The sequence below is a fragment of the Xanthomonas sp. 1678 genome (assembly GCF_031455575.1).
GTDB lineage: Bacteria > Pseudomonadota > Gammaproteobacteria > Xanthomonadales > Xanthomonadaceae > Xanthomonas_A.
The window spans coordinates 52583-78175 of sequence record NZ_JAVDSZ010000010.1; the positions used below are offsets into that span (position 1 = coordinate 52583).

The 25593-nt window shown below is 69.2% G+C and carries 23 protein-coding genes; 13 read left to right on the forward strand and 10 right to left on the reverse strand.

The features are described from left to right. Positions 1–37: 37 nt before the first annotated feature. From J2Y70_RS17015 to J2Y70_RS17045, 7 genes are all read right to left on the reverse strand, one after another. Complete coding sequence (locus J2Y70_RS17015; RefSeq protein ID WP_309920121.1) at positions 38–784, reverse strand: transporter; 747 nt, start codon at positions 782–784, stop codon at positions 38–40. Between the two features lie 162 nt (positions 785–946). After that, positions 947–3088 (reverse strand): acyltransferase family protein, encoded by a 2142-nt coding sequence (locus J2Y70_RS17020; RefSeq protein ID WP_309920124.1) that lies wholly within the window; start codon positions 3086–3088, stop codon positions 947–949. A gap of 5 nt (positions 3089–3093) precedes the next feature. Then, positions 3094–3873, reverse strand: a complete 780-nt coding sequence (locus J2Y70_RS17025; protein WP_309920129.1) for a DUF2058 family protein — start codon at positions 3871–3873, stop codon at positions 3094–3096. A 27-nt stretch (positions 3874–3900) separates the two neighbouring features. Then, a complete protein-coding gene (locus J2Y70_RS17030) occupies positions 3901–4137 on the reverse strand; it encodes a SlyX family protein (RefSeq protein ID WP_263394750.1) in 237 nt (78 codons plus the stop codon). Beyond that, the gene (locus tag J2Y70_RS17035) at positions 4127–5470 is read right to left on the reverse strand and encodes a UDP-glucose/GDP-mannose dehydrogenase family protein (RefSeq protein WP_309920135.1); all 1344 of its coding nucleotides are present in this window, start codon (positions 5468–5470) and stop codon (positions 4127–4129) included. The genes J2Y70_RS17030 and J2Y70_RS17035 overlap by 11 nt, the downstream gene beginning before the upstream one ends. A 15-nt stretch (positions 5471–5485) precedes the next feature. Further along, complete coding sequence (locus J2Y70_RS17040; RefSeq protein WP_309920138.1) at positions 5486–6442, reverse strand: FKBP-type peptidyl-prolyl cis-trans isomerase; 957 nt, start codon at positions 6440–6442, stop codon at positions 5486–5488. Positions 6443–6529: 87 nt separating this feature from the next. Beyond that, positions 6530–7096: a glutathione peroxidase gene (locus J2Y70_RS17045; RefSeq protein WP_309920141.1), complete on the reverse strand. Its 567-nt coding sequence runs from the start codon at positions 7094–7096 to the stop codon at positions 6530–6532. Positions 7097–7225: 129 nt separating this feature from the next. Between J2Y70_RS17045 and J2Y70_RS17050 the strand changes: the two genes are divergently transcribed. The 7 genes from J2Y70_RS17050 to J2Y70_RS17080 are packed head-to-tail and all read left to right on the forward strand — an operon-like array spanning position 7226 to position 11647. Next, entirely contained in the window at positions 7226–7462 is a 237-nt protein-coding gene (locus J2Y70_RS17050; protein ID WP_309920144.1) for a hypothetical protein, read from the forward strand. Between the two features lie 2 nt (positions 7463–7464). Next, positions 7465–7827 (forward strand): GntR family transcriptional regulator, encoded by a 363-nt coding sequence (locus J2Y70_RS17055; protein ID WP_046980357.1) that lies wholly within the window; start codon positions 7465–7467, stop codon positions 7825–7827. Further along, on the forward strand, positions 7824–8705 hold the full coding sequence (locus J2Y70_RS17060; protein ID WP_309920152.1) for an ABC transporter ATP-binding protein: 882 nt from the start codon (positions 7824–7826) through the stop codon (positions 8703–8705). The genes J2Y70_RS17055 and J2Y70_RS17060 overlap by 4 nt, the downstream gene beginning before the upstream one ends. Next, complete coding sequence (locus J2Y70_RS17065; protein ID WP_263394756.1) at positions 8702–9682, forward strand: ABC transporter permease; 981 nt, start codon at positions 8702–8704, stop codon at positions 9680–9682. The genes J2Y70_RS17060 and J2Y70_RS17065 overlap by 4 nt, the downstream gene beginning before the upstream one ends. Positions 9683–9731: 49 nt before the next feature. Continuing rightward, positions 9732–10556, forward strand: a complete 825-nt coding sequence (locus J2Y70_RS17070; RefSeq protein ID WP_309920455.1) for a hypothetical protein — start codon at positions 9732–9734, stop codon at positions 10554–10556. A 37-nt stretch (positions 10557–10593) separates the two neighbouring features. Beyond that, positions 10594–11154 (forward strand): DUF2884 family protein, encoded by a 561-nt coding sequence (locus J2Y70_RS17075; RefSeq protein ID WP_309920156.1) that lies wholly within the window; start codon positions 10594–10596, stop codon positions 11152–11154. A gap of 52 nt (positions 11155–11206) precedes the next feature. Then, entirely contained in the window at positions 11207–11647 is a 441-nt protein-coding gene (locus tag J2Y70_RS17080; RefSeq protein WP_263394758.1) for a hypothetical protein, read from the forward strand. 536 nt (positions 11648–12183) lie between these two features. On the opposite strand, the gene J2Y70_RS17085 is transcribed toward J2Y70_RS17080, so the two are convergent. After that, positions 12184–13596, reverse strand: coding sequence for a class II fumarate hydratase (locus tag J2Y70_RS17085; protein ID WP_309920159.1), 1413 nt, complete (start codon positions 13594–13596; stop codon positions 12184–12186). A gap of 525 nt (positions 13597–14121) precedes the next feature. Next, positions 14122–15117 carry a YiiG family protein gene (locus tag J2Y70_RS17090; protein WP_309920162.1) on the reverse strand — a complete coding sequence of 332 codons (996 nt, stop codon included), beginning with the start codon at positions 15115–15117 and terminating at the stop codon, positions 14122–14124. A gap of 218 nt (positions 15118–15335) precedes the next feature. Here J2Y70_RS17090 and purB point away from each other — a divergent pair, with 218 nt between their 5' ends. Further along, positions 15336–16703, forward strand: coding sequence for an adenylosuccinate lyase (purB, locus tag J2Y70_RS17095; RefSeq protein ID WP_263394761.1), 1368 nt, complete (start codon positions 15336–15338; stop codon positions 16701–16703). A 64-nt stretch (positions 16704–16767) separates the two neighbouring features. Further along, positions 16768–17394: a DUF3060 domain-containing protein gene (locus J2Y70_RS17100; RefSeq protein ID WP_309920167.1), complete on the forward strand. Its 627-nt coding sequence runs from the start codon at positions 16768–16770 to the stop codon at positions 17392–17394. A gap of 209 nt (positions 17395–17603) precedes the next feature. On the opposite strand, the gene J2Y70_RS17105 is transcribed toward J2Y70_RS17100, so the two are convergent. Then, positions 17604–18794 carry an OmpA family protein gene (locus J2Y70_RS17105; RefSeq protein ID WP_309920170.1) on the reverse strand — a complete coding sequence of 397 codons (1191 nt, stop codon included), beginning with the start codon at positions 18792–18794 and terminating at the stop codon, positions 17604–17606. A 224-nt stretch (positions 18795–19018) separates the two neighbouring features. Between J2Y70_RS17105 and J2Y70_RS17110 the strand changes: the two genes are divergently transcribed. The 4 genes from J2Y70_RS17110 (at position 19019) to sucB (ending at position 25436) form a co-directional block, all read left to right on the forward strand. Then, on the forward strand, positions 19019–20257 hold the full coding sequence (locus J2Y70_RS17110; RefSeq protein ID WP_309920173.1) for a cupin domain-containing protein: 1239 nt from the start codon (positions 19019–19021) through the stop codon (positions 20255–20257). A gap of 9 nt (positions 20258–20266) precedes the next feature. Further along, positions 20267–21172 carry a GNAT family N-acetyltransferase gene (locus tag J2Y70_RS17115; RefSeq protein WP_309920176.1) on the forward strand — a complete coding sequence of 302 codons (906 nt, stop codon included), beginning with the start codon at positions 20267–20269 and terminating at the stop codon, positions 21170–21172. A 180-nt stretch (positions 21173–21352) separates the two neighbouring features. Then, positions 21353–24178 carry a 2-oxoglutarate dehydrogenase E1 component gene (locus tag J2Y70_RS17120; RefSeq protein WP_309920181.1) on the forward strand — a complete coding sequence of 942 codons (2826 nt, stop codon included), beginning with the start codon at positions 21353–21355 and terminating at the stop codon, positions 24176–24178. Positions 24179–24221: 43 nt separating this feature from the next. Further along, positions 24222–25436 carry a dihydrolipoyllysine-residue succinyltransferase gene (gene sucB, locus J2Y70_RS17125; RefSeq protein ID WP_309920184.1) on the forward strand — a complete coding sequence of 405 codons (1215 nt, stop codon included), beginning with the start codon at positions 24222–24224 and terminating at the stop codon, positions 25434–25436. The last annotated feature ends 157 nt before the right edge of the window (positions 25437–25593 follow it).

The window sequence follows — 25593 nt, forward strand, 5'->3', positions numbered from 1 at the left end:
ACCCCTCTCCCGATGGGAGAAGGGCTAAAACCGACGCTCAGCGCAGCAACACCGACACGCCGAGACCGCCCTGCCAATCCGAGGATGGCGCGGACAGGCCGCGCAGCACCGACAGGTCCAGTTGCACGCGCCCGGCGAGCAACCAGGTCAGTCCGGTGCCGAGCGCGCGCATCTCGTCCTCGCCGCCGCCGATGCCGGCTTCGGCATAGGCGCTGAGGTTGCCCTGTGCGTAGAACGTATAGCTCGGCGACACCGTCCAGCCGTGGCCTTCGTCGCTGTCGCTGAGGTTGGCGTACAGCGCGACATTGCGTCCGCCGTCCAAGTCCCAGCCGGCGCTGACGCCGAGATCGTAACGATGCCCGTCGTCGCCGTAAGGCGCGCGCCCCACCGGCACAGCGGCGGTGCCGAGCACCGCCCAGGAAAACCTATCGCGCGTGCTCGGCAGCGCCCATTTCAGGCCGACACTGGCATCGCCGCCGCCATGCCCGCGCAGGTCCTGGCCGGCGCCGCGCACGCGCTGCCAGACCTGGCTGTCGATGGCCACCTGCAGTTCCGCCTGCGCGCTCATGCCGATCCGCAGCCGGCTGTCGGCCACGTATTCGGTGCTGTGCACGCCACCGCTGCGATCGTAGGTCACATCCGACACGGCCTGCTCCCATGCCACGCCGCCGGCCGGCAGGGTCTGCGAGGCGAAGCCGATCCCGGGGCGGTCGAAAGCCGGCGCGTCGGCGGCGCAGGCGGCGCCCGATGCGCCCAGCGCGCCCAGGACCAGCACGCCGCGCATAAACAGGAAGCCAGTGCGTCTTGCGACAAGGCCGGCGCTGCTCCCGCTACGGACATCCGGACCGCGCGTCGCGCAGCCACCATGGGCGCGAACGTTCGCACGTGGCGTCATCGCAGAATTGTCGGTGGTCATGCCCTCCCGGTCCATTGCGCGACGCCGCCGTTACGGCGTCGCCCCCGCTTCGGCCTGCACCGCCTTGAAGTGCGCGGTGAAGCCCGGCAGCAGCACGCGGTTGCCATAGCCGCTGAGATGGTCGGCATCGAAGAACAGCGGGCGGCCGTCGCGCATGCCGGCGCAGCGGGTGGGCTCGCACAGCTCCGGCAACGGATCCCAGACCGACGCATGCGGCAGCCGCGCGGCGATCCGCTGCAGGCTCTGCAGCACCGGCGCACGGTAGCTTTCCATCGTCGCGCGCGGGATCTGGGTGCCGCGCGCGCAGATCGCGTTGCCGCGGTTGAACCAGTCCGAGCAGCGGTACGGCGGCGCGCGCAGCAGCGGCTTCGGCGCCTCGAACACGATGCGCACGCCGCGCTGCGCCAACGGCTGCAGCAGCGCGACCGCCGCGTCCTCGCCAGCGGCGCGTACCGCCTGCGCCGGCGCACCGCCCTGCTCGGCCATCACCGCCGCCTCGTCGAACAGTTCGGTCTGCTCGGCCAGGCGCAGCAGCCGCAGCGCGGGCAGGAACAGCACGTCGCCGGCGCGCGCATGCGCGGCGACATCGTCCAGGGTGCTGCGCTCGTAGGCCTGGCACCCGGCATGCGTCGCCTGCCAGGCCTGCAGGCCGACGATCGGGCAGCCGCCGACGCCGTACAGGCGGACCGCGACCCCGCTTTGCAGCGCGAACCGGCGCAGCAGTTCGTTGTAGGCCAGCGCATGCGAATCGCCGGCGACGAACAGTTGTCCGCCATCGCGGTTGCGCAGGTCGCAATCGCCGCGCTCGAACAGCTTGGCGCTGCCGACCTGCACGTCCACCCGCCCGGTCTTCAGCGTGCAGCGCGGGAAATCCTTGCGCAGATCCTTGGCGTAGGCGTACCAGTCCAGCGGATGCCGGCTCACCGTGCTCAGCGAGTAGTAGCGCTGCGTGTCCAGCAGCAGCGCATGCACGCCGGCGGCCAGCACGACCAGCCCCAGCCCGGCGGCGATGGTCCGCGCCGGGGTGCGCGTCCTGCCGATGCGGCCGCTGCGCCACGGCCGTTCCACCCAGCGGTACGACGCCAGCGCCAGCGCCACCACCAGCGCCAGCGCCGACACTTTGGCCAGCGCCGATTCCAGGCCCACGGTCCAGCGGAACAGCACGAACACCGGCCAATGCCACAGGTACAGCGAATAGGAGACGCGGCCGATCGCCACCACCGCACGCTGCGACAGCGCACGCTTGGTCCAGCCGGCGGGCGCGCCGTGCAGCAATCCCAGCAGGCCCAGCGTGCCCAGCACCGGCCACAGGCCGTCGGGCCATGGCGAATGCCCCGGACGCGCGCGCCACAGCCCGTAGCCGACCGCGGCCAGGGCCAGCGCCAGCAACGGCGAACGCCAGCTCCAGGCCGCCCGCGGCGCCGCCGCCACGGCGCCATCGAAGCGCCCGCCGAGCGCCAGCGCCTGGTACAGCAGCACGCCGCTGCCCAGCTGCCAGAAGCGCGCGGTGGTCAGGTAGAACGCATCGCCGGCCTCGCCGCCGCCGCGGCTGCGCAGCCACGCGTAGCCCAGCGACGCGACCGACGCCAGCGCCACCAGCAGCGCCGACCACACGCGCCCGCGGCCGCCGCGGTTCCAGGCCAGGAACAGCAACGGGAACAGCAGGTAGAACTGCTCCTCCACGCCCAGCGACCAGGTGTGCGTATACGGATTGAACTCGGCCTTCGGCGAGAAATAATCGTTGCCGGTGGCCGCCAGCACCCAGTTGCTGAGGCCGACGAAGGCCATGCGTCCGGTCTTGGCGCTGGTCTCGCTCAGCCAGGACTCGGGGATGAACAGGCCGCTGGCCACGCCGGTCGCCAACAGGCAGGCCACCAGCGCCGGCGCGATGCGGCGCATGCGGCGTGCGTAGAACTGCGCGAACACGCCCCAACTGCCGGCCGCCGGCAAGCGCTGCAGCGAGGCGCTGACCACGAAGCCGGAGATCACGAAGAACACATCGACGCCGGTGAACCCGCCCGGCAGCCAGGCCGGATCGAGGTGATAGGCGATCACCGCCGCCACCGCGATCGCGCGCAGCCCGTCGATGTAGGGCAGATAGCCGCCCGCCGCGTGCGCGGACGGCGCGGAGCGCAGCTGCGCGGAGCCTGCCGTCTCCGTCCCTGGACCCATGGCGCTTACCAGATCAGGTCGTCGGGGATCTGGTACTTGGGATCGGCGTAGGGATCTTCCTCGGCGCTGGCGTTCGGATCCACCCGCAGCGCCACCGACGCCGGGAAGATCGCCTCGGCCTGGTCGAGCAGCGCCGCCGTCACCAGCAGGTAGCGCCCGTTCTGCTGCAGCACGCCCAGCTCGCCGGCGTTGAGCGCCTTGAGCTGGTCGGCGGTGACGTAGATGCGCTTGATCTTGCCGCCATAGGGGAAATGGCGGGCGATGTCGGCCTCGGCGTGGTTCAGCGCCTGGTCCTTGAGCAGTTCGTCGAGCTTGGCCCGCGCTTCGCGGCGCAGCCTGGCCTGTTCCTGCTTCAGCCGCTCGGCCTCGATGCGTTCGTCCTTCTCGCGCTGCGCACGGATCGCATAGGCCTTGGCCAGATCGATGTCCTCGCGTGTGCGCGGCGGCCGCGCGCCGTGCGGCCGCGCCGGTTGCTGACCAGGTGCGCCTTGCGGCCTGCCCGTACCCTGCTGCGGACGGCCACGCCCGTCGCCGGCCGCATGTGCACGACCGGCGCCGTCGCCACGCGGACGGCCGACGCCGTCATGCGCGCGCGCGCCACCGGGCTTGCCGGCGGCGTGCGGACGTTCGCCACGCGCGCCCGCCGGCTTGTGGCCGTGCGCCGGATGCTGGCCGGGCCGCCCTCGCGAGGGCTGCGCGGGCGTGGCGTTGCGCTCTGGGCGTTCGGGTTTCGGCACAGGCTTGAAGCCCAGGCCGAGCAGCTGGTCGCGGAGGGTATCGCTCATCGTGTCAGGATCGGATCGGTTCGTGCATCAGTAATGCGGAGGGGGCGGTTCGTCGGCGGGATCGGCATACAGCGTGCTGCGCACCTTGCCCAGGTCTTCCAGCAGGTGGCGCAGCAGCACGGCGTTGCGCTGGCTTTCGGCACGCGCCTCGGCCAACGCATCGCTCACTTCGGACAGCGCCTGTTCCTGGAAGGACAGGCGCGTCTCCAGCTCGATCAACCGGTTCTCCAGCAATCGATCCTGGGTGGAGAAGTCATGCTTCACTGATCGAACGCCCGCGGCCGATGCCATAGTAAGCCAGGCCGAAGGTCTCGATTTCCGGCGGATCGTAGAGATTGCGCCCGTCGAACACCACCGCGTCGCCGAGCAGTTCCTTCATCCGGGTGAAATCCGGGCTGCGGAACTGCTTCCACTCGGTGACCACGACCAATGCATCGGCGCCTTCCAGCGCAGCGAAGGCGTCCTCGCAGAAGCTCAGGTCGTCGCGTTCGCCGAAGATGCGCTTGGCTTCCTCGGTCGCCTCCGGATCGTAGGCACGCACCTTGGCCCCGGCCTCCCACAGCTGCGCCAGCAGGCGGCGGCTGGACGCGGCGCGCATGTCGTCGGTATTGGGCTTGAACGCCAGGCCCCACACCGCGAAGGTCTTGCCGGCCACGCTCTGGCCGCGGTAGTGGCGCTGGATCAGCTCGTACAGATGGCCCTTCTGCGCCTCGTTGACCGCTTCCACCGCGTCCAGCAGCTTGGCCTCGTGGCCGTACTGCTGCGCGGTGCGCGCCAGCGCCTGCACGTCCTTGGGGAAGCACGAGCCGCCGTAGCCGGCGCCCGGGTAGATGAAGTGCCAGCCGATGCGCGGATCCGAGCCGATGCCCTGGCGCACCTTCTCCACGTCGGCGCCGACCCGCTCGGCGATGTTGGCGATCTCGTTCATGAAACTGATCTTGGTCGCCAGCATCGCGTTGGCCGCGTACTTGGTCAGCTCGGCCGAACGCACGTCCATCTCCACGATGCGGTCGTGGTTGCGGTTGAACGGCGCGTACAGGCGGCGCAGGCGCGCGGCGGTGCCCGGCTTGCTGCTGCCGATCACGATGCGGTCCGGGCGCATGCAGTCGGCGACCGCGTCGCCTTCCTTCAGGAATTCCGGATTGGACACCACGTCGAACTCGATCGTCTCGCCGCGCTTGTCCAGCTCGGCGGCGATCGCCGCGCGCACCTTGTCGGCGGTCCCGACCGGTACCGTCGACTTGTTGACCACCACGGTCGGCCCCTGGATGTGCTGGCCGATGGTGCGGGCCACCGCCAGCACGTACTGCAGATCGGCGCTACCGTCCTCGTCCGGCGGCGTGCCGACGGCGATGAACACGATATCTCCATGCGCGATGGCGCTGGCCGCGTCGGTGGTGAAGAACAGCCTCCGTGCGGCGTGATTGGCCTTGACCATCGGCGAGAGGCCAGGCTCGTAGATCGGGACTACGCCCTTGTTGAGCCCATCCACTTTGGCTTGGTCGATGTCCACGCACACCACGTGATGGCCGACCTCGGCCAGACAGGTTCCGGTGACAAGCCCGACATAGCCGGTGCCGAATATCGCTACGCGCATGTAATCTCCTATCGGTTATTGAAGGATGCCCAACAGTTCCACGTCGAACGTCAGCATGGAATCCGGGCCGATCGGGCCGCCCGGCGTGCCCTGCGGGCCATAGCCCAGATTCGACGGAATCCAGAAACGGTATTTGGAACCGACCGGCATCAACGCCACGCCTTCGCTCCAGCCCGGCACCACCTGGCTGAGCGAGAACTCGGCCGGCTGGCCGGTCTTGTACGAGCTGTCGAACACTTCGCCGCTAAGCAGCTTGCCTTCGTAGTTCACCCGCACCTTGCTGGTCGGCATCGGCCGCTCGCCGCTGCCCTGGCGCAACACCATGTACTGCAAACCTGACGGCGTGGTGACCACGCCCTTCTGGGTCTTGTTCTGGGCCAGGAAGGCGTTGCCCTTCTCGCGGTTCTCGGTGGCGGAGGCGGCCTGCTTGGAGGCGCCGAAGGCCTGCAGCATGGCGGCCGCCTGCTCCTGGGTTAGCGCGGTCTCGCCCTTGGCGAACACGGTGCGCACCGCGCCCAGCAGCGTGGGCAGATCGATGTCGTTCTGGATCCGCGCCAGCGACGGGCCGACCGCGCGATCGCCGAGCATCAGGCCCACGTTCTGCTTGGATACCGGCGGCGGCTGGCTGCCCGGCGCCATGCCCGGCAGCGGCTGGCCGCTGCGCGCGGCCAGCTGGGTGCGCAACGCGGTGTCGGTGGCCTGGGTCTGCTCGTCGGACAGCAGCGGCTTGCCGCCCTTGAACGCGTTCTCGATCGCGCGCTGCATGGCCGCCAGGTCGATGTCCTGGGCGATGGGCTCGAACGAGCGCGCCACGTCCATGCCGATCGCATAGCTGATCTTCTGCTTCTCGCTGGTCAGTGCCGCCGGCTTGGCCGCAGCCGGTGCCGTCGGCGCCTGCGCGAACGCACTGCCCGCCACCACCGCCATCCCCATCAACAGCGACGCCGCGGCGCCACGCATTCCCATCTTCATTCGCTACTTTCCTGGAAGTGAACTAGAGGCGCCGCGATGGCGCAGAGGCCGCATTGTCGCATGCGCGGCAAGGATATCGACCCGGTTTCAATGTGATGCCGGCTGCGCTTTCAGTTCGCGTTCGATGGCCGCGCGCAAGGCCGCATCGTCCGGCGCGACCTTGCTGGGAAACTGCGCGACCACGCGTCCATCGCGCGCGATCAGATACTTGTGGAAGTTCCAGCCCGGCGCCACGCCGGTGGCCTGGGTCAACTGTTTGTACAGCGGCGTCGCCTCGGCGCCGAGCACATGCACCTTCTCGAACATCGGGAACTTGACCCCGTAGGTCAGCGTGCAGAATTCCTGGATCTGCTTCTCCGATCCAGGCTCCTGGCCCTTGAAGTCGTTGGACGGAAAACCGAGCACGCTGAAGCCCTGCGCGGCATAGCGCTGCTGCAGCTGTTCCAGGCCGTCGTACTGCGGGGTGAAGCCGCACTTGCTGGCGGTATTGACCACCAGCAGCACCTTGCCGCCGTAGGTCTTGTTCAGGTTCACCTTATCCTTGCCGGCCAGCGGACGGTAGTCCAGGTCCAGCAGCGAGGCCGCCAAGGCGCTGCCGACGGTGCCGGCAGCGGCCAGGATCGCGAGGAAAAACAAACGTTTGGACAGTTTCATCGGGGCACCGGAAGTAGGAAGGGGAACGTGCAGGCGGTAGGCCATGAGTTGGGTCGGTCATCGTGTTGACATGACGTGTGACGGTGTTATAGTTAAATACAACACCACTCATCCAGAGCAGGGGACACGATGAACCTCCAACGCATGCAGCGCAGCCTTCCGGCCCTGGTCATCGTCGGCGCCCTGCTCTCGGTGAGTTGGGTCGGCGCCCAGCGCAGCCAGGGACGGTCGCCCGATTATGGCGCCAGCGAGCCGCAGGAACACAGCCACGCCCCTCCCGCCACGGCCGCGCCGGTGCGGCGGATGCGTGCATCGCTGTCGATGCCCTATTTCTCCTTCGCGCACACGCTGCGCCCACGGAGCTGACCATGAGCGATATCCAATGGAGCGATGGCGCTCCGATCTACCGCCAGCTGAAGGATCGCGTGATCGCGATGATGCTGGACGGCATCATCAAGCCCGGCGACGCGCTGCCCTCGGTGCGCCAGGTCGCCGCCGAATACCAGCTCAACCCGATCACCGTCTCGCGCGCCTACCAGGAACTGGCCGACGAGGCCCTGGTCGAGAAACGCCGCGGGCTGGGCATGTTCATGACCGAGGAAGCGGCCAAGAAGCTGCGCGGCAGCGAGCGCGACCGCTTCCTCAACGAAGAGTGGCCACTGGTGCTGGAACGGATCCAGCGCCTGGGCCTGACACTGGAAGACTTGTTGCCACCGGGGAAAACACCATGACTGCCGCTGTCGCCGCATCCGAATCCGTCGTCTCCGCGCGCTCGCTGCGCAAGACCTATAACCACAAGCCGGCGCTGGCCGATGCCTCCTTCGCGATCGCGCCGGGCCGCATCGTCGGCCTGATCGGCCCCAACGGCGCCGGCAAGACCACCGCGCTGAAGGCATTGCTCGGCCTGACCTCGGTCGAGGGCGAGCTGCGGGTGCTGGGCATGGACCCGCGCAAGCAGCGCGACGCGCTGATGAACGACGTGTGCTTCATCGCCGACGTGGCGGTGCTGCCGCGCTGGATGCGGGTGCGCGAGGCGATCGACTTCGTCGCCGGGGTGCACCCGCGCTTCGACCGCGCCAAGTGCGAGCGCTTCCTGGCCAATACCAAGCTCACGCCCAAGCTGCGCGTGCGCGAGATGTCCAAGGGCATGATCGTGCAGCTGCACCTGGCGCTGGTGATGGCCATCGACGCGCGCCTGCTGGTGCTCGACGAACCGACTCTGGGCCTGGACATCCTGTACCGCAAGGAGTTCTACCAGCGCCTGCTGGAAGACTACTTCGACGAACAGAAGACCATCATCATCACCACCCACCAGGTCGAGGAGATCGAGCACATCCTCACCGACGTGCTGTTCATCCGCGACGGCCGCATCGTGCTCAGCGCCGACATGGAGCACATGGCGACCCGCTACACCGAACTGCTGGTGCCGGCCGAGCGCATCGACGCGGCGCGCGCGCTGCAGCCGATCGACGAGCGCGGCCTGCCGTTCGGCAAGACCGTGTTCCTGTACGACGGCGTGCCGCAGGCGCAGCTGGCGGCCTTGGGCGAAACCCGCAATCCCGGCCTGGCCGACCTGTTCGTCGCCATCATGAAGGGGACCTACGCATGAACGCACCCGCCAAGTCCATCTCGCCGCTGTCCACCTTCAAGTGGCTGCTCAAGCGTGAATTCTGGGAACACCGCGGCGGTTTCCTGTGGGCGCCGGTCATCGCCGGCGCGGTGATCACCGTGCTGTACGCGGTGCTGGCGCTGATCGGCACCATCGCCGGCGGCGGCAACGACAGCAACGGCATCAACGTCGACGGCGGGCCGGAGAAGCTGCACGAGATCGTCGGCGCGGTCGGCGACGGCACCATGCTCGCCGGCGTGGTCCTGGCCTGCATCGTGCTCGGCTTCGTGGTGTTCTTCTACGCGCTGGGCTCGCTGTACGACGACCGCCGCGACCGCAGCGTGCTGTTCTGGAAGTCGCTGCCGGTGTCGGACGTGAGCACGGTGCTGTCCAAGGCGGTCTGGGCGCTGCTGCTGGCGCCGATCGTGGCGATCGGCGTCGGCCTGCTGATCGGCGTGGCCCTGTGGGTGGTCACCGCACTGACCGTCTCGGTCAACGGCATCACCCAGAGCAGCGCGGTGTTCACCCATTCGCATCCGCTGCGCATCATCGGCGGGGTGCTGTCCAACGTGCCGATCTACGTGATGTGGGCGTTGCCGACCATCGGCTGGCTGATGTTCTGCTCGGCCTGGGCCCGTACCAAGCCGTTCCTGTGGGCGGTGCTGCTGCCGATCCTGGGCTGCGTGATGGCGAGCATGATGGCCATCCTGCCGATGCTGCACGTGAACCACAAACTGGTCTGGTACACGGTGGTCTACCGCGGCCTGCTGAGCATGCTGCCGGGCACCTGGCTGCCGGTGCTCAGCGAGACCGCGCCGCCGGCGCAGATCGACGGCCCGCAGGACCTGGCCAACGCGATCCAGCTCAGCGACGCCTGGCGCATCTTCCAGAGCGCCGACATCTGGATCGGCGCGGCGATCGGCGTGGCCTTCATCGTCGCGGCAATCTACCTGCGCCGCTGGCGCGACGAAGCCTGATCCACGCGACGCCCTCACCATTCCCTCTTTCTGCAAGGAGTTCCCGATGATGCGCAAGACCTTCGCGCTGTGTGCGCTGCTGCTGGTGCCGGGCCTGGCCCTGGCCGACGACTGCAAGCATTCCGAGCCGCGCAACCTGAAACTGGACCTGGCAGGCGTCAAGCGCGTGGTGTTCGACGCGCAGCAGAACAACCTCAAGCTGACCGGCGCCGGCGGCAGCGCGTTCGAACTGCGCGGCCGCGCCTGCGCCTCCGACGCGGACATGCTCAAGCAGCTGACCCTGCGCCAGCGCCGCGACGGCGACACCTTGACCGTGACCCTGGAGCACGAGGGCACGCTGCGCGGCATCAGCCTGGGCAACCGCTACGCCTACCTGGACGTCGCCGGCAGCGTGCCGAGCAACCTGCCGGTGCAACTGCGATTGGGCTCCGGCGACGCCGACATCGGCGGCGTGGCCGCGCTCGACGCCGCGGTCGGCTCCGGCGACCTGCACGTGCACGGCGTGCGCGGCGCGGTCAGCGCTACGGTGGGCTCGGGCGACATCGATCTGCGCGACATCGGCAGCCTCAGCCTGCCGTCGCTGGGCTCGGGCGACGCCAAGGCCAGCCAGGTCGGCGGCGACGTCAAGATCGGCACCGTCGGCTCCGGCGACCTGACCGTGCACGGCGTGCGCGGCGCCGTGCAGATCGGCAGCATCGGCTCCGGCGATGCGCAGCTGCGCGACGTGACCGGCAACGTGGCGCTGCAGTCGATCGGCTCCGGCGACCTGGAGGTCAGCGGCGTCGGCGGCAACCTCAGCGTGCAGCGGGTCGGCAGCGGCGACGTCAACCACAGCGGCGTGCGCGGCAGCGTCAACGTGCCCAAGCCGCGCTGACCCGCGGCGCCCCTTCGCTTCGATCGAGGACACACCCATGCAGCATCGTTCCCTGGCACTGGCCGGCGTCGCCCTGACGGCGCTGCTGGCCCTGGCGGCCTGCCAACCCTCCACGCCGCAGTCCGACCGGACCACTAGCAACACGCCCAGCGCGCGCAGCCTGAGCTTCGACAACGGCGACATCACCCTGAAGGTGTCCGGCCAGCCGCCGGCGACCATCACCCGTAGCGGCGACCTGCTGATCGACGGCAAGCAGGTCGCGGTCAGCGCCGAGCAGCACGCCCTGCTGGTGGCCTACCGCGAGCAGCTCGGCGCGATCGGCATGCAGGGCCTGGAGGTCGGCAAGCAAGGCGCCGCGCTCGGCGTGAAAGCGGCCGGCGACGCGCTGGCCGGGGTCATCAGCGGCAACACCGAGCATGTCGGCGAGCACATCGAGGCGCAGGCCGAGAAGCTCAAACAGGAAGCGTTGAAGATCTGCGGCCAGGTGGCGACGCTGCGCCAGGCGCAGGACACGCTGGCGCAGAAACTGCCGGCATTCCGCCCCTATGCCAGCCTCGACGCCAGCGACATCAGCGACTGCGACAATTCGGTCAAGTAATTGCGGCGGTCCCGGCCTAAAATGGCCGGGACACCCTGCTTTGAATCGATCGATGAAGAAGACGCTAGCCGCCTGGTTTTCCCTGATCGCGCTGTGCCTGTTGCTGGCGGCGTGCGGCGCGCGCGACGGCGCGTCGACCTCCTCGCGTGCCGAGCGCGGCAAGCCGCGGGTGGCGGTGGACAGCATGACCGTGATGCTGCGCCGTGCGCCGGCCGCCAATGCCTCGATCGGGCCCGACGGCAGCCTCAGGATCGACGACATCGAGCTGCCGCTGCCGCAGGCCCAGCGCAGCCAGCTGCAACAGCTGTTCATGCAGTTGCAGATGCAGCGCCAGCGCACCCTGGAAACCGCCCCGCCCGACCCGAACATGCGCTCAGTCGGCTTTGCGACCACCCCGGAGATCGACGCCCTGCAGGGCGCGGTGCTGCGCGACATCCCGTCGCTGCAGCCGTACCGGGAGAGCTTCGGCAACCTGCAGGCCGAGCGCCGCTGAGGCGACGCGCGCCGCAGAAGCGGCATCGGCCGCGACCGCTGCAATGGCGATGGACCTGCACCCTCAGGTCCTGTCGGGGCTGAAGCCCCTCCTACAGTGCACCCAGACATTCCATTGCGCGTCCCCCTGTAGGAGCGGCTTCAGCCGCGACGAGCGCAGTAGCGACGGTTCCGGCTTCGGTTCCTGTCAGCGCTGAAGCCTTCCCCAGCCCATCTGGCGGGAGATCGCACGTTCCCGTTGTGGAAGCGACTTCAGTCGCGACGAGCGAAACCATGAGGTTGCAGGCTTCGGAACCATGTCCGGGTTGATGGCCGACCTACCGGCAGTTCATAGGCGGCTCAAGGCAGGCCCGCGCCATCAGTCGCGACCAACGCAGCCATCAAACGCTCGGCGCCAGACCCGGCGTCAAGAGCACACGCCCCCTCCTCCACGCAAGACTTAGCAAGCCCGCAGTGGCCTTTCAGCTCACTGGACTCGCCAAAGCGATACATCGCCCCCGCATGGCACGGCACCCGCCGCACCATGCAGGCACACCTTCAGCCTCCGCTGCCGCCACCGGCGTGGATGCCGCCCCTGGTCAGCGCCGCCGGGTCGAGCAGCTTGCGCAGCTCGGCCTCGCCCAGGCCGCTGTCCTCGATCGCGATCTCCAGCACCGGGCGGTTCTCCTTGTAGGCGCGCTTGGCGATCGCCGCCGCCTTCTCATAGCCGATGATCGGATTCAGCGCGGTGACCAGGATCGGATTGCGGCCCAGCGCCTCGCGCACCCGCTCCTCGCGCACCTTCAACCCGGCGATCGCCGAATCGGCCAGCAGCCGCGACACGTTGGCCAGCAGGTTGATCGAGTCCAGCAGGTTGGCCGCGATCAGCGGCAGGGCCACGTTCAACTGGAAATTGCCGGTCTGCCCGGCCACAGTGATCGCGGTGTGGTGGCCGATGACCTGCGCGCAGACCATCACCGTGGCCTCGGGAATCACCGGATTGACCTTGCCCGGCATGATCGAGCTGCCCGGCTGCAACGCCGGCAACTCGATCTCGCCCAACCCGGCCAGCGGCCCGGCGTTCATCCAGCGCAGGTCGTTGGCGATCTTGATCAGCGCTACCGCCAGCGCATTGAGTTGGCCGGACAGTTCCACCGCATCGTCCTGCGCGGCCAGGCCTTCGAACTTGTTGTCGGCGCTGTCGAACTTGCAGCCGGTGAGTGTGGACAAAGCCTTGGCGACCTTGCCGCCGAAGCGCGGGTCGGCATTGATCCCGGTGCCGATCGCGGTGCCGCCCAGCGGCAGCCGGCGCAGGCGCTTGAGGCTGTCCTGCAGCCGTTCCTGCGCAGAGCCCAGCTGCGCCGACCACGCTCCGAACTCCTGGCCGAAGGTCAGCGGCATCGCATCCATCAGATGCGTGCGCCCGGTCTTGACCACCTTGTCCAGTTGCTTGGCGCGCTTGTCGATGACCTTGCGCAGGTGCTTCAACGCCGGCAGCAACTGTTCCTGCGTGGCCAGCTGGGCGGAGACGCGGATCGCGGTCGGCACCACGTCGTTGGAACTCTGGCCGAGGTTGACGTGGTCGTTGGGATGCACCGCCGGCGCGCCCGGCTTGGCCGCGCGCGAGGCCAGCGTGGCGATGACCTCGTTGGCATTCATGTTGGACGAGGTGCCCGAGCCGGTCTGGTAGATGTCGATCGGGAAATGCGCATCGTGCTTGCCGCCGGCCACCTCCAGCGCCGCCGCCTGCACCGCCTTGGCCACCGCTTTGGGCAGCAGGTCCAGCTCGGCGTTGACGCCGGCCGCGGCGGCCTTGATCAGGCCCAACGCGCGGATGAAACCGCGCGGCATCGGCTGTCCGGACACCGGGAAGTTCTGCACCGCGCGCTGGGTCTGCGCGCCCCACAGCGCCTCGGCCGGCACCTGCAACTCGCCCATGCTGTCGTGCTCGACCCTGAAGTTGTCACTCATTGCGCAATCTCCGCATCTGCAAAAGAGGAATTCACCCGGCGCTGTCGTGAGCGACGTCCGGGAAGGCAGGCTGGCGGAGCTGCGGCTGGCGCGCGCATTATCCGCGGCGCAGCGCCCGGCGTCAGCAGTGTGCGCCAACGGATGTTAGCAATGCCTGGAGGCAGACTTGGCGGCCGCAGCGATGCTCGGCGACGCCGACGCGATCCGCCTGCATCGACCTGGCGTAGCTATACGGCAACGCGCCGAGGCACGCCCCGTCCGCGGCAGTCATGCCGTTGCCGGCTTGCGCGACGCACGCAGAGCGACGTCGTGGACACGCCACGCTGATGATGGCGGCGGGTCGTGGTGATGTTGGTTGGCCGCGTGCAAGCGCCTGGCGCACGTGCGGCTGGATCGCCGGACCGATCGGCAGGGCGCCAGTGCCGCGGCGACCGTGGCCCCACCCGGCGCGACGTCGCTGCGCCGCCGGGGCTCTCGATCCAAGGCAGCAGCAGCGACCTCGCGGCCGGCCGCCGGACGCGCCGGTTACTGCTGCCGGTTGCTCTGGAAGACCAGGTCGTTGTACGCCTTCAGCAGCCGCCCCGGCGAGCCCGCCGGTGCCAGCGTTGGGCTGTCCAGCCAGCCCTGTTCGATGCGGCTGTACGGGGTCTTTTCGACCACCCGCTTGATCCGCGCCTTGCCTTCCTTGCGGAAGTTCTCCGCGGCGGTCTCGAACCCGTTCCAGTCCAGCTTGCCCGGTTCCTGGTCGGCGACCTTGGCGTGCGCCTCGTCGGACAAGGTGTTGAAGCCAGCGAGCAATGCGTTGGCCTTGGCCGCATCGAACGCGTCCTCCTGCAGCAGGGCGACGATCTCCTTGGCCTCGAGCATCATCGACAGGCGGTAGAAGTCACGGGTGCGGCCTTCGGCCCGCTCCATCGCCTTCAGCTGCTCGCGCTGCGCGGCATCGTTCTGCGCGTCCAGTTCGTCGCTGAACGCCTGGCTGGCGTCGGCGAACTCGGACAGGGCGGCCATCAGCGGCGCATGCAGCTGCTTGCCCTTGGCGAAGCCGTCGTCCTGATAGTCCTCGCGCTCGTAGTAGTCGCGCACCTGGTTGCCGATCGGCTGCAGCATCTTCAGTGCCGCCGTATAGCGCTTGGCGGCCGCATCCAGCGCCGGCAGCGCGGGTTTGGCCGCGGCCGCCTGGATCATCGGTGCATCGCAGACCTTCATGTCGTACTGGTCGATCTGAGCCGGCCCGTACACGCTGGTTTCCTTGCCGGTCGGGCCGGTCTCGGGATCGTCCATCCAGCGGACGTAGGACTGCGCGCCGCGGTGGATGTCCGCATCGACCTGGTTGAAGCACTCGATGTACGCGTTGAGCTTGCGGGTCAGCGCCTCGTGCGCATCGCTCGACGCGCGGTCGGCGGGCGCCTTGGTGGCGGCGTCCTGGGCGGCCGGCGTAGCCGACGGCTTGCCGCCGCAGGCGACCAGGAACATGGACACGGCAACGGCCAGCGCGGCCAGGCGGAAGGAAGATGGCATAGGAACACGTCCCTGTTGAAAACGATTACAGCCGCGCATTCTAGCAACGCGTGCCGGTGATGTCGCGACAAGCGCAGTCGGGGAAACAGGTTCGGCCTCGCTGCAAACAGCCACCGCGCGCGCGGTTATTCGCGACGCCCGGTGGCCCCGTCGCGGGCCTGGCCGGTGCCCGGCCGGCGTAGAATATCCGCCCCACCGCTGCCGCCCTGCCCCTGCCCATGTCGGATTCCGCCCTGCTCGCCCTGTCCCCGCTCGATGGCCGCTACGCCGGCAAGGTCGATGCCTTGCGGCCGATCTTTTCCGAATATGGCCTGATCAAGGCGCGGGTGAAGGTGGAGATCGAATGGCTGCTGGCGCTGGGCGCCGAGCCGGGCATCGCCGAGCTGGCGCCATTCTCGGCCGCGGCCACGCAGCGGCTGCGCGCGCTGGCCGACGGCTTCGGCGTCGAGCACGCGGCGCGGGTCAAGCAGATCGAGCGCACCACCAACCATGACGTCAAGGCGGTGGAGTACTTCATCAAGGAGCAGCTCAAGGACGACGCCGAACTCGGTCCGGCGCTGGAGTTTGTACATTTCGCCTGCACCAGCGAGGACATCAACAACCTCAGCTACGGGCTGATGCTGGAGCAGGCGCGGCGCGAGGTGTTGCTGCCGACGCTGGACGGCGTCGTCGCCTCGCTGCGCGCGCTGGCCCATGCCCAGGCCGCGCAGCCGATGCTGTCGCGCACCCACGGCCAGACCGCCTCACCGACCACGCTGGGCAAGGAAATCGCCAATGTCGTCGCGCGCCTGGAGCGCCAGCGCCGGCAGATCGCCGCGGTCGAACTGACCGGCAAGATCAACGGAGCGGTCGGCAACTACAACGCGCACGTCGCCAGCTATCCGGACGTGGACTGGCCGGCCTTCGCGCAGCGCTTCGTCGAGGGCCTGGGCCTGGTGTTCAACCCGTACACCACCCAGATCGAGCCGCACGACAACGTCGCCGAACTCGGCGATGCCACCCGCCGCGCCAACACCATCCTGGTCGACTTGGCCCGCGACATCTGGGGCTACATCTCGCTCGGCTACTTCAAGCAGAAGCTCAAGGAAGGCGAAGTCGGCTCCTCGACCATGCCGCACAAGGTCAACCCGATCGATTTCGAGAACGCCGAAGGCAACTTCGGCATCGCCAACGCGCTGTTCGAGCACTTCAGCGCCAAGCTGCCGATCAGCCGCTGGCAGCGCGACCTCACCGATTCCACCGTGCTGCGCGCGCTCGGCACCGCGTTCGGCCACACCCAGGTGGCGCTGGATTCGCTGGCCAAGGGCCTGGGCAAGCTGACCGTCAATCCCGAGCGCCTGGATGCCGACCTCGACGCCGCCTGGGAAGTGCTGGCCGAAGCGGTGCAGACGGTGATGCGCCGCCACGGCCTGCCCAACCCGTACGAGCAGCTCAAGGCGCTGACCCGCGGCCAGGGCATCACCGCCGCGTCGATGCAGGCCTTCGTCGAGACCCTGGAGCTGCCCGAGGACGCCAAGCAACGCCTGCGCGCGCTGACCCCGGGCGGCTATACCGGCCTGGCCGAGCGCCTGGCGCGCGCGATCTGAGCGAGGCCGCGCCCACCGAGCTTTCCCCGCGGCACCTTGGCGTCCGCCCAACAGGAGATCTGCGATGACACGGAATCTGTTTCTCTGCCTGCCCTTGCTGGCATTGAGCGCCTGCACGCAACAGCAGGCACCGGCTGGCGGCGAGCCCGCGGCCGGCACGCCGGCGCCCGCGGCGGCTCCAGCCGCAACGGCGCCGCCGGCAGCGGCAGCGCCCAGCGCGCCCACTGCGGCGACGGCCCCGGCCAGCGCAGCGCAGGCCGGCGGCGAGAACGGCGAGCGCGCCACGCTGATGGTGACCTCGACCGCCGGCACCATCGACTGCGACGGCCACAACCTGGACATCGTCGGCAGCGGCGCCAAGCTGGTGCTGCGCGGCCAATGCGCCACGGTGGCCTTGCTGGGCGACAACGGCAGCCTGCAGATCGAGCATGCCGACGGCGTGCGCGTGGTCGGCAACAATGCGCAGGTGGTCATGACCAGCGATACCAAGGAGGTCGAACTGTTCGGCCGGCACGGCAACCTGCAGATGAGGCGCATCGACACGCTGACGGTGACGGGCAACGAAAACCAGCTGCGCGCGACCTCGCTCGGCGCGGTGACACTGCAGGGCGACAAGAACGAACTGACCCAGCAAAGCGGTACCGCGAAGGTGCAGGACTACGGCCGCGACAACAGGATCGCCGGCAACTGACGCGCAGCGGCGCGGCGCATGCTTGGGACTCGGGACTCGGGACTCGGGATCCGTGATCCGTGATCCGTGATCCGGCGGAGCTTGCGCTGGACCGGCGCTGTCGTTGACGTGCCACGAGTGCTGTTGCACGGTCACGTGCGACAGCCTGGACGCTTCCCTTCCCAGCTTCCGGCGCCTCAGCCCGGCACACGGCGGCGGCATGCGCGCGCTCAGGTCCTGACGAAGATCTCCACGCGCCGGTTCAACTGCCGCCCTGCCGGATTGTCCACACCCTGCAACTGGTTCGGCGCCACCGGCCGCGCCTCCCCGTAGCCCTTGGCCGCGGCCTGCAGCGTCAGCCCGCGGCTGCGCAGCGCGTCGAGCACCGCGTTGGCGCGGCGTTCGGACAGCGCCTGGTTGTAGTCGTCGCCGCCCTTGCTGTCGGTATGCCCGCCCACTTCCATGTCGCGCGCCTGCACGGTGCCGAGCGCGGCCGCCAGCGTGTCGAGCACCTTCGCGGCATCGGCGCGGATCTGCGACTTGTCGAAGTCGAACAGCACCCGGTCGTTCAGCGTGATCAGGTAGCCGCATGGCGCGCCGGGCGGCGCGAACTTGCGCAGCGGCGGGAAGCGCCCGGCCGGCGGCACCTTGGGCAGCGGCGCCATCGCCACCGTGCGCCCGGGCGTGCCGACCATGCCGGTGCCGTCGCCGTGGTTGCGGATCGTTTCCCGCTCGCCGTTCCAGGTACCGGACCCGTCGGCATTGATGGTCACCAGGCCTGCGGGGCCGTTCCAGGTGCCGCTGCCGTCGCCGTTGTTGCGGATCAGGCCGCTGTCGCCGTTCCAGCTGCCAGCGCCCTTGCCGTCCAGCGTGATCAGCCCGGCCGGGCCGTTGTAGCTGCCGGACCCATCGGCCTCGACGCGCACGATCGCGTCCTCGCCCTCGCCGACCGTGCCGTTGATGGTCCCGCTGCCGTCGGCGTTGACCTGTACCAGCCCGCCCTCGAAGTTGGCCGTGCCGCTGCCATCGGCGTTGATCTTGAACAGACCGTCCTCGCCGTTGCGCAGCAGATTGCCCTGCGCATCGACCGAGGTGATGCCGGCATCGTTGACCAGGCCGCCGTCGCTGCCGCATCGCGCCGGCGCGATGCTGACGCCCTGGATCGGATCCAGCGCGTCCTTCATCGACGCCTCCAGCGCCCACTGCGCAGGCGTCACCCCGAGGATTTCCGGGATCACGATCATCGGGATGGCGGGGAATTCCGGCACCGCCGCCTCGGCCGCGACGCCGGCCGTGCCCGGTGCGCCCGCCGATGGCGCCGCAGCTGCCGGCGCGGGCGGCACGGCCTCCGCACCGGGCTTGTCCGCTGCGCCGCATCCGGCCAACAGCATCGACGACAGCAGGATCGGCAGTCCGCGCATTCCTTTTTCTCCCTGGGTCCGAGGCGCGCACTTCAGCCTGACCGCGGGGCGCTTGTCAAACCGGCAGGCGCACCGGAACACGCGCCCCCATGCCGGTTGCGCACGTCACAGCACGTCGCCGGCGCAACCGCCATGCGCCCGCGCAACGCATCGCGCGCCGGGCTGGGCGACAATGGCGGCATCGCCGGCACCGTAGTCGGCCTCGCCCTGCCGGATCGCCGCCCATGAAGAAACCCGCCTCGTTCCCGATCGAAATCGACGCCACCCGGCAGCTGCCGCTGGGCATGCCGGCCGCGACCTTCCTGCGCGACTACTGGCACAAGCGCCCGCTGCTGATCCGTAACGCCTTCCCCGGCTTCGTCTCGCCGATCGAGCCGGGCGACCTGGCCGGGCTGGCCTGCGAGGAGGCCGCGCTGTCGCGGCTGATCGTGCACGACCGCGCCGCCGATCGCTGGAGCGTGCGCAGCGGCCCGTTCGAGGAAAGCGAATTCCCCGGCATGCCCGACCACGACTGGACCCTGCTGGTGCAGGACGTCGACAAGTGGGACCCGGACATCCGCGCCCTGCTCGAGCAGTTCCGCTTCCTGCCGCGCTGGCGGGTCGACGACGTGATGGTCAGCTTCGCCGCGCCCGGCGGATCGGTCGGCGCGCACGTGGACCACTACGACGTGTTCCTGCTGCAGGCGCACGGCCACCGCCGCTGGCAGATCGACGCCAGCGCCTCGCTGGGCCGCAAGGCGCCGCCGACCGACTTCCGCGAGGACGTCGAACTGAAGTTGCTGCGCAGCTTCGCCCCCACCCACGACTGGGTGCTCGGCCCCGGCGACATGCTGTACCTGCCGCCGCTGGTGCCGCACCACGGCGTCGCCGAGGACGCCTGCCTGACCTTCTCGGTGGGCACGCGCGCGCCGTCCTCGGCCGAGCTGATCGGCGACTACCTGGACACCCTGATCGACGGCGCCGACGAGGCGCTGCGCTACCACGACGAGGACCTGCAGGTGCCGGCCGATCCGTACGAGATCGATGCGGCGGCGATGGGCCGCGTGGTCGAGGCGCTGAACGCGCTGCGCATGAACGATCCGGACCGCCTCGGCGCCTGGTTCGGCCGCTTCATCACCACCTACCGCGCCGCCGGCGAGATCCTGCCGCCGGCCAATCCGCCGGCGCCGCAGGAAGTGACCGCCGCGCTGGAACAGGGCCTGGTCCTGCAGCGCCACCCCTGGGCGCGGCCGGCCTGGCGTCGGGCCACGCGCGGCGCCACCCTGTTCTGCAGCGGCCTGGAATTCGCCCTGCCGCTGAAGGACGCGCGGCGCCTGGCCGCGGCCGAGCGGATCGACGGCGACGACTACGCGGCGCTGTCCGCCGCCGGCCGCCAGACCCTGCTGCAACTGGTCGAGGCCGGCTTCTACCAGCCGCTGGACGAGGCCGAGCACGGCGACGAGGATGCCGACCCGCAGGACTGAGCCGCCGCCATGCCCGCCGCCCCCGGTTTCCGCATCGAAACGCTCGACCCGGCCCGCCAGGCGGGCGAACTGCGGGCGTTGCGCGAACAGGCCGGCCTGCCGCCGCCGCAGGCGCCTGCCGAGGCCGCGCTGGATGCGCTGAGCCACCACGTGCTGGCCCGCACCGACGACGGCCAGCCGCTCGGCACTGCGCGGCTGAGTCCCGAGCGGCGCATCGGCTGCATGGCGGTGCTGCCGGCCTGGCGCGGCCGCGGCGTCGGCAGCGCACTGCTGGGCGCGCTGATCGAGGAAGCGCAGCGCCGGCGCTGGCCGCGGCTGGACCTGCAGGCGCCGCCGGCCGCGCTCGACTTCTACGCCCGGCACGGGTTCCTGCCGCTCGGCGCGCGCGTCGCCGACGCCCATGGCGGCGAACGGCAACCGATGCGGCGCATCCTCGGCGCCGCCGCCGCGGTGGAGGATGCGGCCGCGGCGATCGCGGCCAGCGCCGCGCTGGTCGCGCAGGCCCGGCGCCAGCTGCTGATCTACAGCCGCGCGCTGGATCCGGGCCTGCTGGACAGTGCGCCGGCGCTGGAACAGCTGCGCCGCTTCGCCGTGGCCGCGCACGACAAGCAGGTGCGCGTGCTGCTGCACGACGCGGCCGCCCCGCAGCGCGCCGCCGCGCCGTTGCTGGCCCTGGCGCAACGCCTGCCCAGCGTGTTCCGCTTCCGCGAGGTGGTCGATCCGGTCGACCAGGGCTACGCCGCGGCCTACCTGGTCAACGACGGCGGCGGCTACTACTTCCGTGCACTGGGTCACCGTTACGACGGCGAAACCGACCTGCTCGGCAGTGGCCGCGCGCGCCAGCTGCGCGACGCGTTCGCGCGGGTCTGGGAGCGCTCGCGCGACTGCACCGAGCTGCGCGCGCTGGGCTGGTAGCGCCGTACCGTCGCCGCCATGGCGCAACGGATGAACCCTGCGTAGCCCCTGTGTATCCGAAATGCACACCCCGGCTGGCTCATGGGGGTATAATTTTTTCGCTTGATTACGCCCGTGCAGGCCACGCGCCCGCCGGTTCCTATCGCAAGCCAACCCACAAAGCGACCCGACCCCACCATCGTGGACAATCTCCTAAAGCAGTTTGCGCAGTCATCGCAACTCGCCGGCGGCAATGCCGCCTATATCGAAGACCTGTACGAGCAGTACCTGGTCTCTCCCGACAGCATCGACCCCAAGTGGAAAACCTACTTCGACGGCTTCCAGGGCCGCGATGCCGGTGACGTTCCCCACTCGGCGGTCATCGCCCACATCGCCAGCGCCGCGCGCCAGGCCGCCAACAGCGGCACCAGCCCCGGCGGCGACGAGCGCGAGCGCCATGTCGGCCGGCTGATCACCGCCTACCGCTCGCGCGGCCACCTCGGCGCCCGGCTCGATCCGCTGGGGCTGACCCCGCCGATCAATCCGCCGGACCTGGGCCTGCCGTTCCACAGCCTGTCGGAAAGCGACCTGGGCAGCGAGTTCAGCACCGGCGGCCTCGGCGGCCAGCCGCGGATGAAGCTGCGCGACCTGCTGGCACGGCTGAAGGCGACCTACACCGGGTCGATCGGCAGCGAATTCATGCACATCCCCGAATTCGAGCAGCGCCAGTGGATCTACCAGCGGCTGGAGACCGCCGGCGGCAACATCGCCGGCGACGCCGACAGCCGCCGCCGCACGCTGGAGCGGATCACCGCCGCCGAAGGCCTGGAGCGCTACCTGCACACCAAGTACGTCGGCCAGAAGCGCTTCTCGCTGGAAGGCGGCGATGCGCTGATCCCGATGATGGACGTGGTGGTGCGCCGCGCCGGCGCCGATGCGGTCAAGGACATCGTGGTCGGCATGGCCCACCGCGGCCGCCTCAACGTGCTGGTCAACACCCTGGGCAAGAACCCGCGCAAGCTGTTCGACGAGTTCGAAGGCAAGTTCGAGCACGCCCACGACGACCGCGCCCACACCGGCGACGTCAAGTACCACATGGGCTTCTCCGCCGACGTGGCGGTGGCCGACGGCAACTCGGTGCACCTGGCGCTGGCGTTCAACCCTTCGCATCTGGAAATCGTCGACCCGGTCGTGGTCGGCAGCGTGCGCTCGCGCCAGGAACGCTACGGCGACGCCGCGCGCAAGACGGTGCTGCCGGTGGTGATCCACGGCGACGCCGCGTTCGCCGGCCAGGGCGTGGTGATGGAGCTGTTCCAGATGTCGCAGGCGCGCGGTTTCGCGGTCGGCGGCACCGTGCACATCGTCATCAACAACCAGATCGGCTTCACCACCAGCGCCCGCGACGACGCCCGCTCCACGCTGTACTGCACCGACGTGGCGAAGATGATCGGCGCACCGGTGTTCCATGTGAACGGCGACGATCCGGACGCGGTGGCGTTCGTGGCCAACCTGGCCTACGACTTCCGCCAGCAGTTCAAGAAGGACGTGGTCATCGACCTGGTCTGCTACCGCCGCTGGGGCCACAACGAGGCCGACGAGCCGGCGGCGACGCAGCCGGTGATGTACCAGACCATCCGCAAGCACAAGACCACCCGCGAGCTGTACGCCGCGCAGCTGGAAAGCGAAGGCGTGATCCAGCCGGGCGAGGCGCAGGCGCTGGTCGACAGCTACCGCAACAAGCTCGATTCGGGCGAGTACACCACCGAGCTGGCGACCCGCAAGCCGGACGACTTCGCCATCGACTGGAGCAACTACCTGTCCGGCAAGCTCGCCGACAAGGTCGACACCACGGTCAAGCGCAAGACCCTGGACCAGCTGGCCAAGATCATCACCACGATCCCGGCCGGCGTGGAGCTGCACCCGCGCGTGGCCAAGATCTACGAGGACCGGGTGAAGATGGCCGCCGGCGATCTGCCGGGCGACTGGGGCTTCGCCGAGAACCTGGCCTACGCCACCCTGCTCGCCGAGGGCCACAAGCTGCGCCTGGTGGGCCAGGACGCCGGTCGCGGCACGTTCTTCCACCGCCACGCGATCCTGCACGACCAGAAGACCGACAGCTATTACCTGCCGCTGCGTCAACTGGTCGAGAACCCGGAAGACGCCACCGTGATCGACTCGCTGCTCAGCGAAGAAGCGGTGATGGGCTTCGAGTACGGTTACTCGACCACCGATCCCAATGCGCTGTGCATCTGGGAAGCGCAGTTCGGCGATTTCGCCAACGGCGCGCAGGTGGTGATCGACCAGTTCATCGCCGCCGGCGAAGCCAAGTGGGGACGCATCAGCGGCCTGTCGCTGTTCCTGCCGCACGGCTACGAAGGGCAAGGCCCGGAGCACAGCTCCGCGCGCCTGGAGCGCTTCCTGCAGCTGTGCGCGCTGGAGAACATGCTGGTCTGCGTGCCGACCACGCCGGCGCAGTGCTTCCACATGATCCGCCGGCAGATGCGCATGACCACGCGCAAGCCGCTGGTGGTGATGACGCCCAAGTCGCTGCTGCGCCACAAGCTGGCGGTGTCGACGCTGGAGGAACTGGCCGACGGCGAGTTCCAGCACCTGATCCCGGATGCGAAGGCCGACCCGAAGCTGGTCAAGCGCGTGGTGGCCTGCTCGGGCAAGGTCTACTACGACCTGCTCGAGGACCAGACCAAGCGCGGCCAGGACGACGTCGCCATCCTGCGCGTGGAACAGCTGTACCCGTTCCCGCGCGAGCTGCTGGCCGCGGAACTGAAGCGCTACAGCAACGCCACCGACCTGGTCTGGTGTCAGGAAGAACCGCAGAACCAGGGCGCCTGGTACCAGATCAAGCACCATCTGCAGGCCTGCCTGGCCGACGGGCAAAGCCTGCACTACGCCGGCCGTCCGCGCTCGCCGTCTCCCGCTGCCGGCCATTTCGCCGAGCATCTGGAAGAGCAGCTGAAGCTGGTCGCCGACGCGCTATTGAATCCGTTCAACGACCAAGTCGCTGAATAAACCTCTTCACCTTCCAAAAGACCCCACTAGGACGCCCTCTGCAATGGCCACCGAAGTCAAAGTTCCGGTACTGCCCGAATCCGTATCCGATGCCACCATCGCCAGCTGGCACAAGAAAGCCGGCGACGCGGTCAAGCGCGACGAGAACCTGGTGGACCTGGAGACCGACAAGGTCGTGCTGGAAGTGCCCTCCCCGGTCGACGGCGTGCTGAAGGAAATCAAGTTCGAGGCCGGCGCCACCGTGACCAGCTCGCAGCTGCTGGCGATCATCGAGGAAGGCGCCACCGCCGCGGCGGCTCCGGCCGAGGCCAAGGTCGCCGACGCACCGGCGCCGGACGCGCCGAAGGCCGCCGCTGCCGAAGCGCCAAAGGCGGCCAAGGTCGAGTCGGCCAAGGCCGCCGGCGACGTCTCCAGCCTGCCCCCGGGCGCGCGCTTCTCGGCGATCACCGAAGGCGTGGATCCGGCCCAGGTCGACGGCACCGGCCGCCGCGGCGCGGTGACCAAGGAAGACATCCTCAACTACGCCAAGAACGGCGGCGCCGGCAAGGCCGCTGGCGCGCGTCCGGAAGAGCGCGTGGCGATGACCCGCGTGCGCAAGCGCATCGCCGAGCGCCTGATGCAGTCGAAGAACTCGACCGCGATGCTGACCACCTTCAACGAGGTCAACCTGGCCAAGGTCTCGGCCGCGCGCAAGGAGCTGCAGGACGAGTTCCAGAAGGCCCACGGCATCAAGCTCGGCTTCATGAGCTTCTTCGTCAAGGCCGCCGCCAACGCGCTGCAGCGCTTCCCACTGGTCAACGCCTCGATCGACGGCGAAGACATCATCTATCACGGCTACAGCGACATCTCGATCGCGGTGTCGACCGAGAAGGGCCTGGTCACGCCGGTGCTGCGCAATGTCGAGCGGCAGTCGTTCGCCGACATCGAGAAGGGCATCGCCGACTACGCCAAGAAGGCGCGCGACGGCAAGCTGAGCCTGGAAGAACTGCAGGGCGGCACCTTCACCGTGACCAACGGCGGCACCTTCGGCTCGCTGCTGTCGACCCCGATCATCAACCCGCCGCAGAGCGCGATCCTGGGCATGCACGCGATCAAGGAGCGTCCGATCGCCGAGAACGGCCAGGTCGTGATCGCGCCGATGATGTTCCTGGCGCTGTCCTACGACCACCGCATCATCGACGGCAAGGACTCGGTGCAGTTCCTGGTCGACATCAAGAACCAGCTGGAAAACCCGGGCCGGATGCTGTTCGGCCTGTAAGCGCCTGACGCCCCTCTCCCACCGGGAGAGGGGGTGGGGTGAGGGTACGACCGCACTGGACATCGCCCAGCGCCCACCCTCAAAGCACCCCGGCAGCTCGCTCCGCTCCGCCGCACCCTCATCCGGCGCTACGCGCCACCTTCTCCCGACGGGAGAA

Excerpts from the sequence above, each read along its gene's own strand:
- J2Y70_RS17015 (WP_309920121.1), bottom strand. The coding sequence starts at position 784 with ATGCGCGGCGTGCTGGTCCTGGGCGCGCTGGGCGCATCGGGCGCCGCC.
- J2Y70_RS17020 (WP_309920124.1), bottom strand. The coding sequence starts at position 3,088 with ATGGGTCCAGGGACGGAGACGGCAGGCTCCGCGCAGCTGCGCTCCGCG.
- J2Y70_RS17025 (WP_309920129.1), bottom strand. The coding sequence starts at position 3,873 with ATGAGCGATACCCTCCGCGACCAGCTGCTCGGCCTGGGCTTCAAGCCT.
- J2Y70_RS17035 (WP_309920135.1), bottom strand. The coding sequence starts at position 5,470 with ATGCGCGTAGCGATATTCGGCACCGGCTATGTCGGGCTTGTCACCGGA.
- J2Y70_RS17040 (WP_309920138.1), bottom strand. The coding sequence starts at position 6,442 with ATGAAGATGGGAATGCGTGGCGCCGCGGCGTCGCTGTTGATGGGGATG.
- J2Y70_RS17045 (WP_309920141.1), bottom strand. The coding sequence starts at position 7,096 with ATGAAACTGTCCAAACGTTTGTTTTTCCTCGCGATCCTGGCCGCTGCC.
- J2Y70_RS17050 (WP_309920144.1), top strand. The coding sequence starts at position 7,226 with ATGAACCTCCAACGCATGCAGCGCAGCCTTCCGGCCCTGGTCATCGTC.
- J2Y70_RS17055 (WP_046980357.1), top strand. The coding sequence starts at position 7,465 with ATGAGCGATATCCAATGGAGCGATGGCGCTCCGATCTACCGCCAGCTG.
- J2Y70_RS17060 (WP_309920152.1), top strand. The coding sequence starts at position 7,824 with ATGACTGCCGCTGTCGCCGCATCCGAATCCGTCGTCTCCGCGCGCTCG.
- J2Y70_RS17065 (WP_263394756.1), top strand. The coding sequence starts at position 8,702 with ATGAACGCACCCGCCAAGTCCATCTCGCCGCTGTCCACCTTCAAGTGG.
- J2Y70_RS17070 (WP_309920455.1), top strand. The coding sequence starts at position 9,732 with ATGCGCAAGACCTTCGCGCTGTGTGCGCTGCTGCTGGTGCCGGGCCTG.
- J2Y70_RS17075 (WP_309920156.1), top strand. The coding sequence starts at position 10,594 with ATGCAGCATCGTTCCCTGGCACTGGCCGGCGTCGCCCTGACGGCGCTG.
- J2Y70_RS17080 (WP_263394758.1), top strand. The coding sequence starts at position 11,207 with ATGAAGAAGACGCTAGCCGCCTGGTTTTCCCTGATCGCGCTGTGCCTG.
- J2Y70_RS17085 (WP_309920159.1), bottom strand. The coding sequence starts at position 13,596 with ATGAGTGACAACTTCAGGGTCGAGCACGACAGCATGGGCGAGTTGCAG.
- J2Y70_RS17090 (WP_309920162.1), bottom strand. The coding sequence starts at position 15,117 with ATGCCATCTTCCTTCCGCCTGGCCGCGCTGGCCGTTGCCGTGTCCATG.
- purB (WP_263394761.1), top strand. The coding sequence starts at position 15,336 with ATGTCGGATTCCGCCCTGCTCGCCCTGTCCCCGCTCGATGGCCGCTAC.
- J2Y70_RS17100 (WP_309920167.1), top strand. The coding sequence starts at position 16,768 with ATGACACGGAATCTGTTTCTCTGCCTGCCCTTGCTGGCATTGAGCGCC.
- J2Y70_RS17105 (WP_309920170.1), bottom strand. The coding sequence starts at position 18,794 with ATGCGCGGACTGCCGATCCTGCTGTCGTCGATGCTGTTGGCCGGATGC.
- J2Y70_RS17110 (WP_309920173.1), top strand. The coding sequence starts at position 19,019 with ATGAAGAAACCCGCCTCGTTCCCGATCGAAATCGACGCCACCCGGCAG.
- J2Y70_RS17115 (WP_309920176.1), top strand. The coding sequence starts at position 20,267 with ATGCCCGCCGCCCCCGGTTTCCGCATCGAAACGCTCGACCCGGCCCGC.
- sucB (WP_309920184.1), top strand. The coding sequence starts at position 24,222 with ATGGCCACCGAAGTCAAAGTTCCGGTACTGCCCGAATCCGTATCCGAT.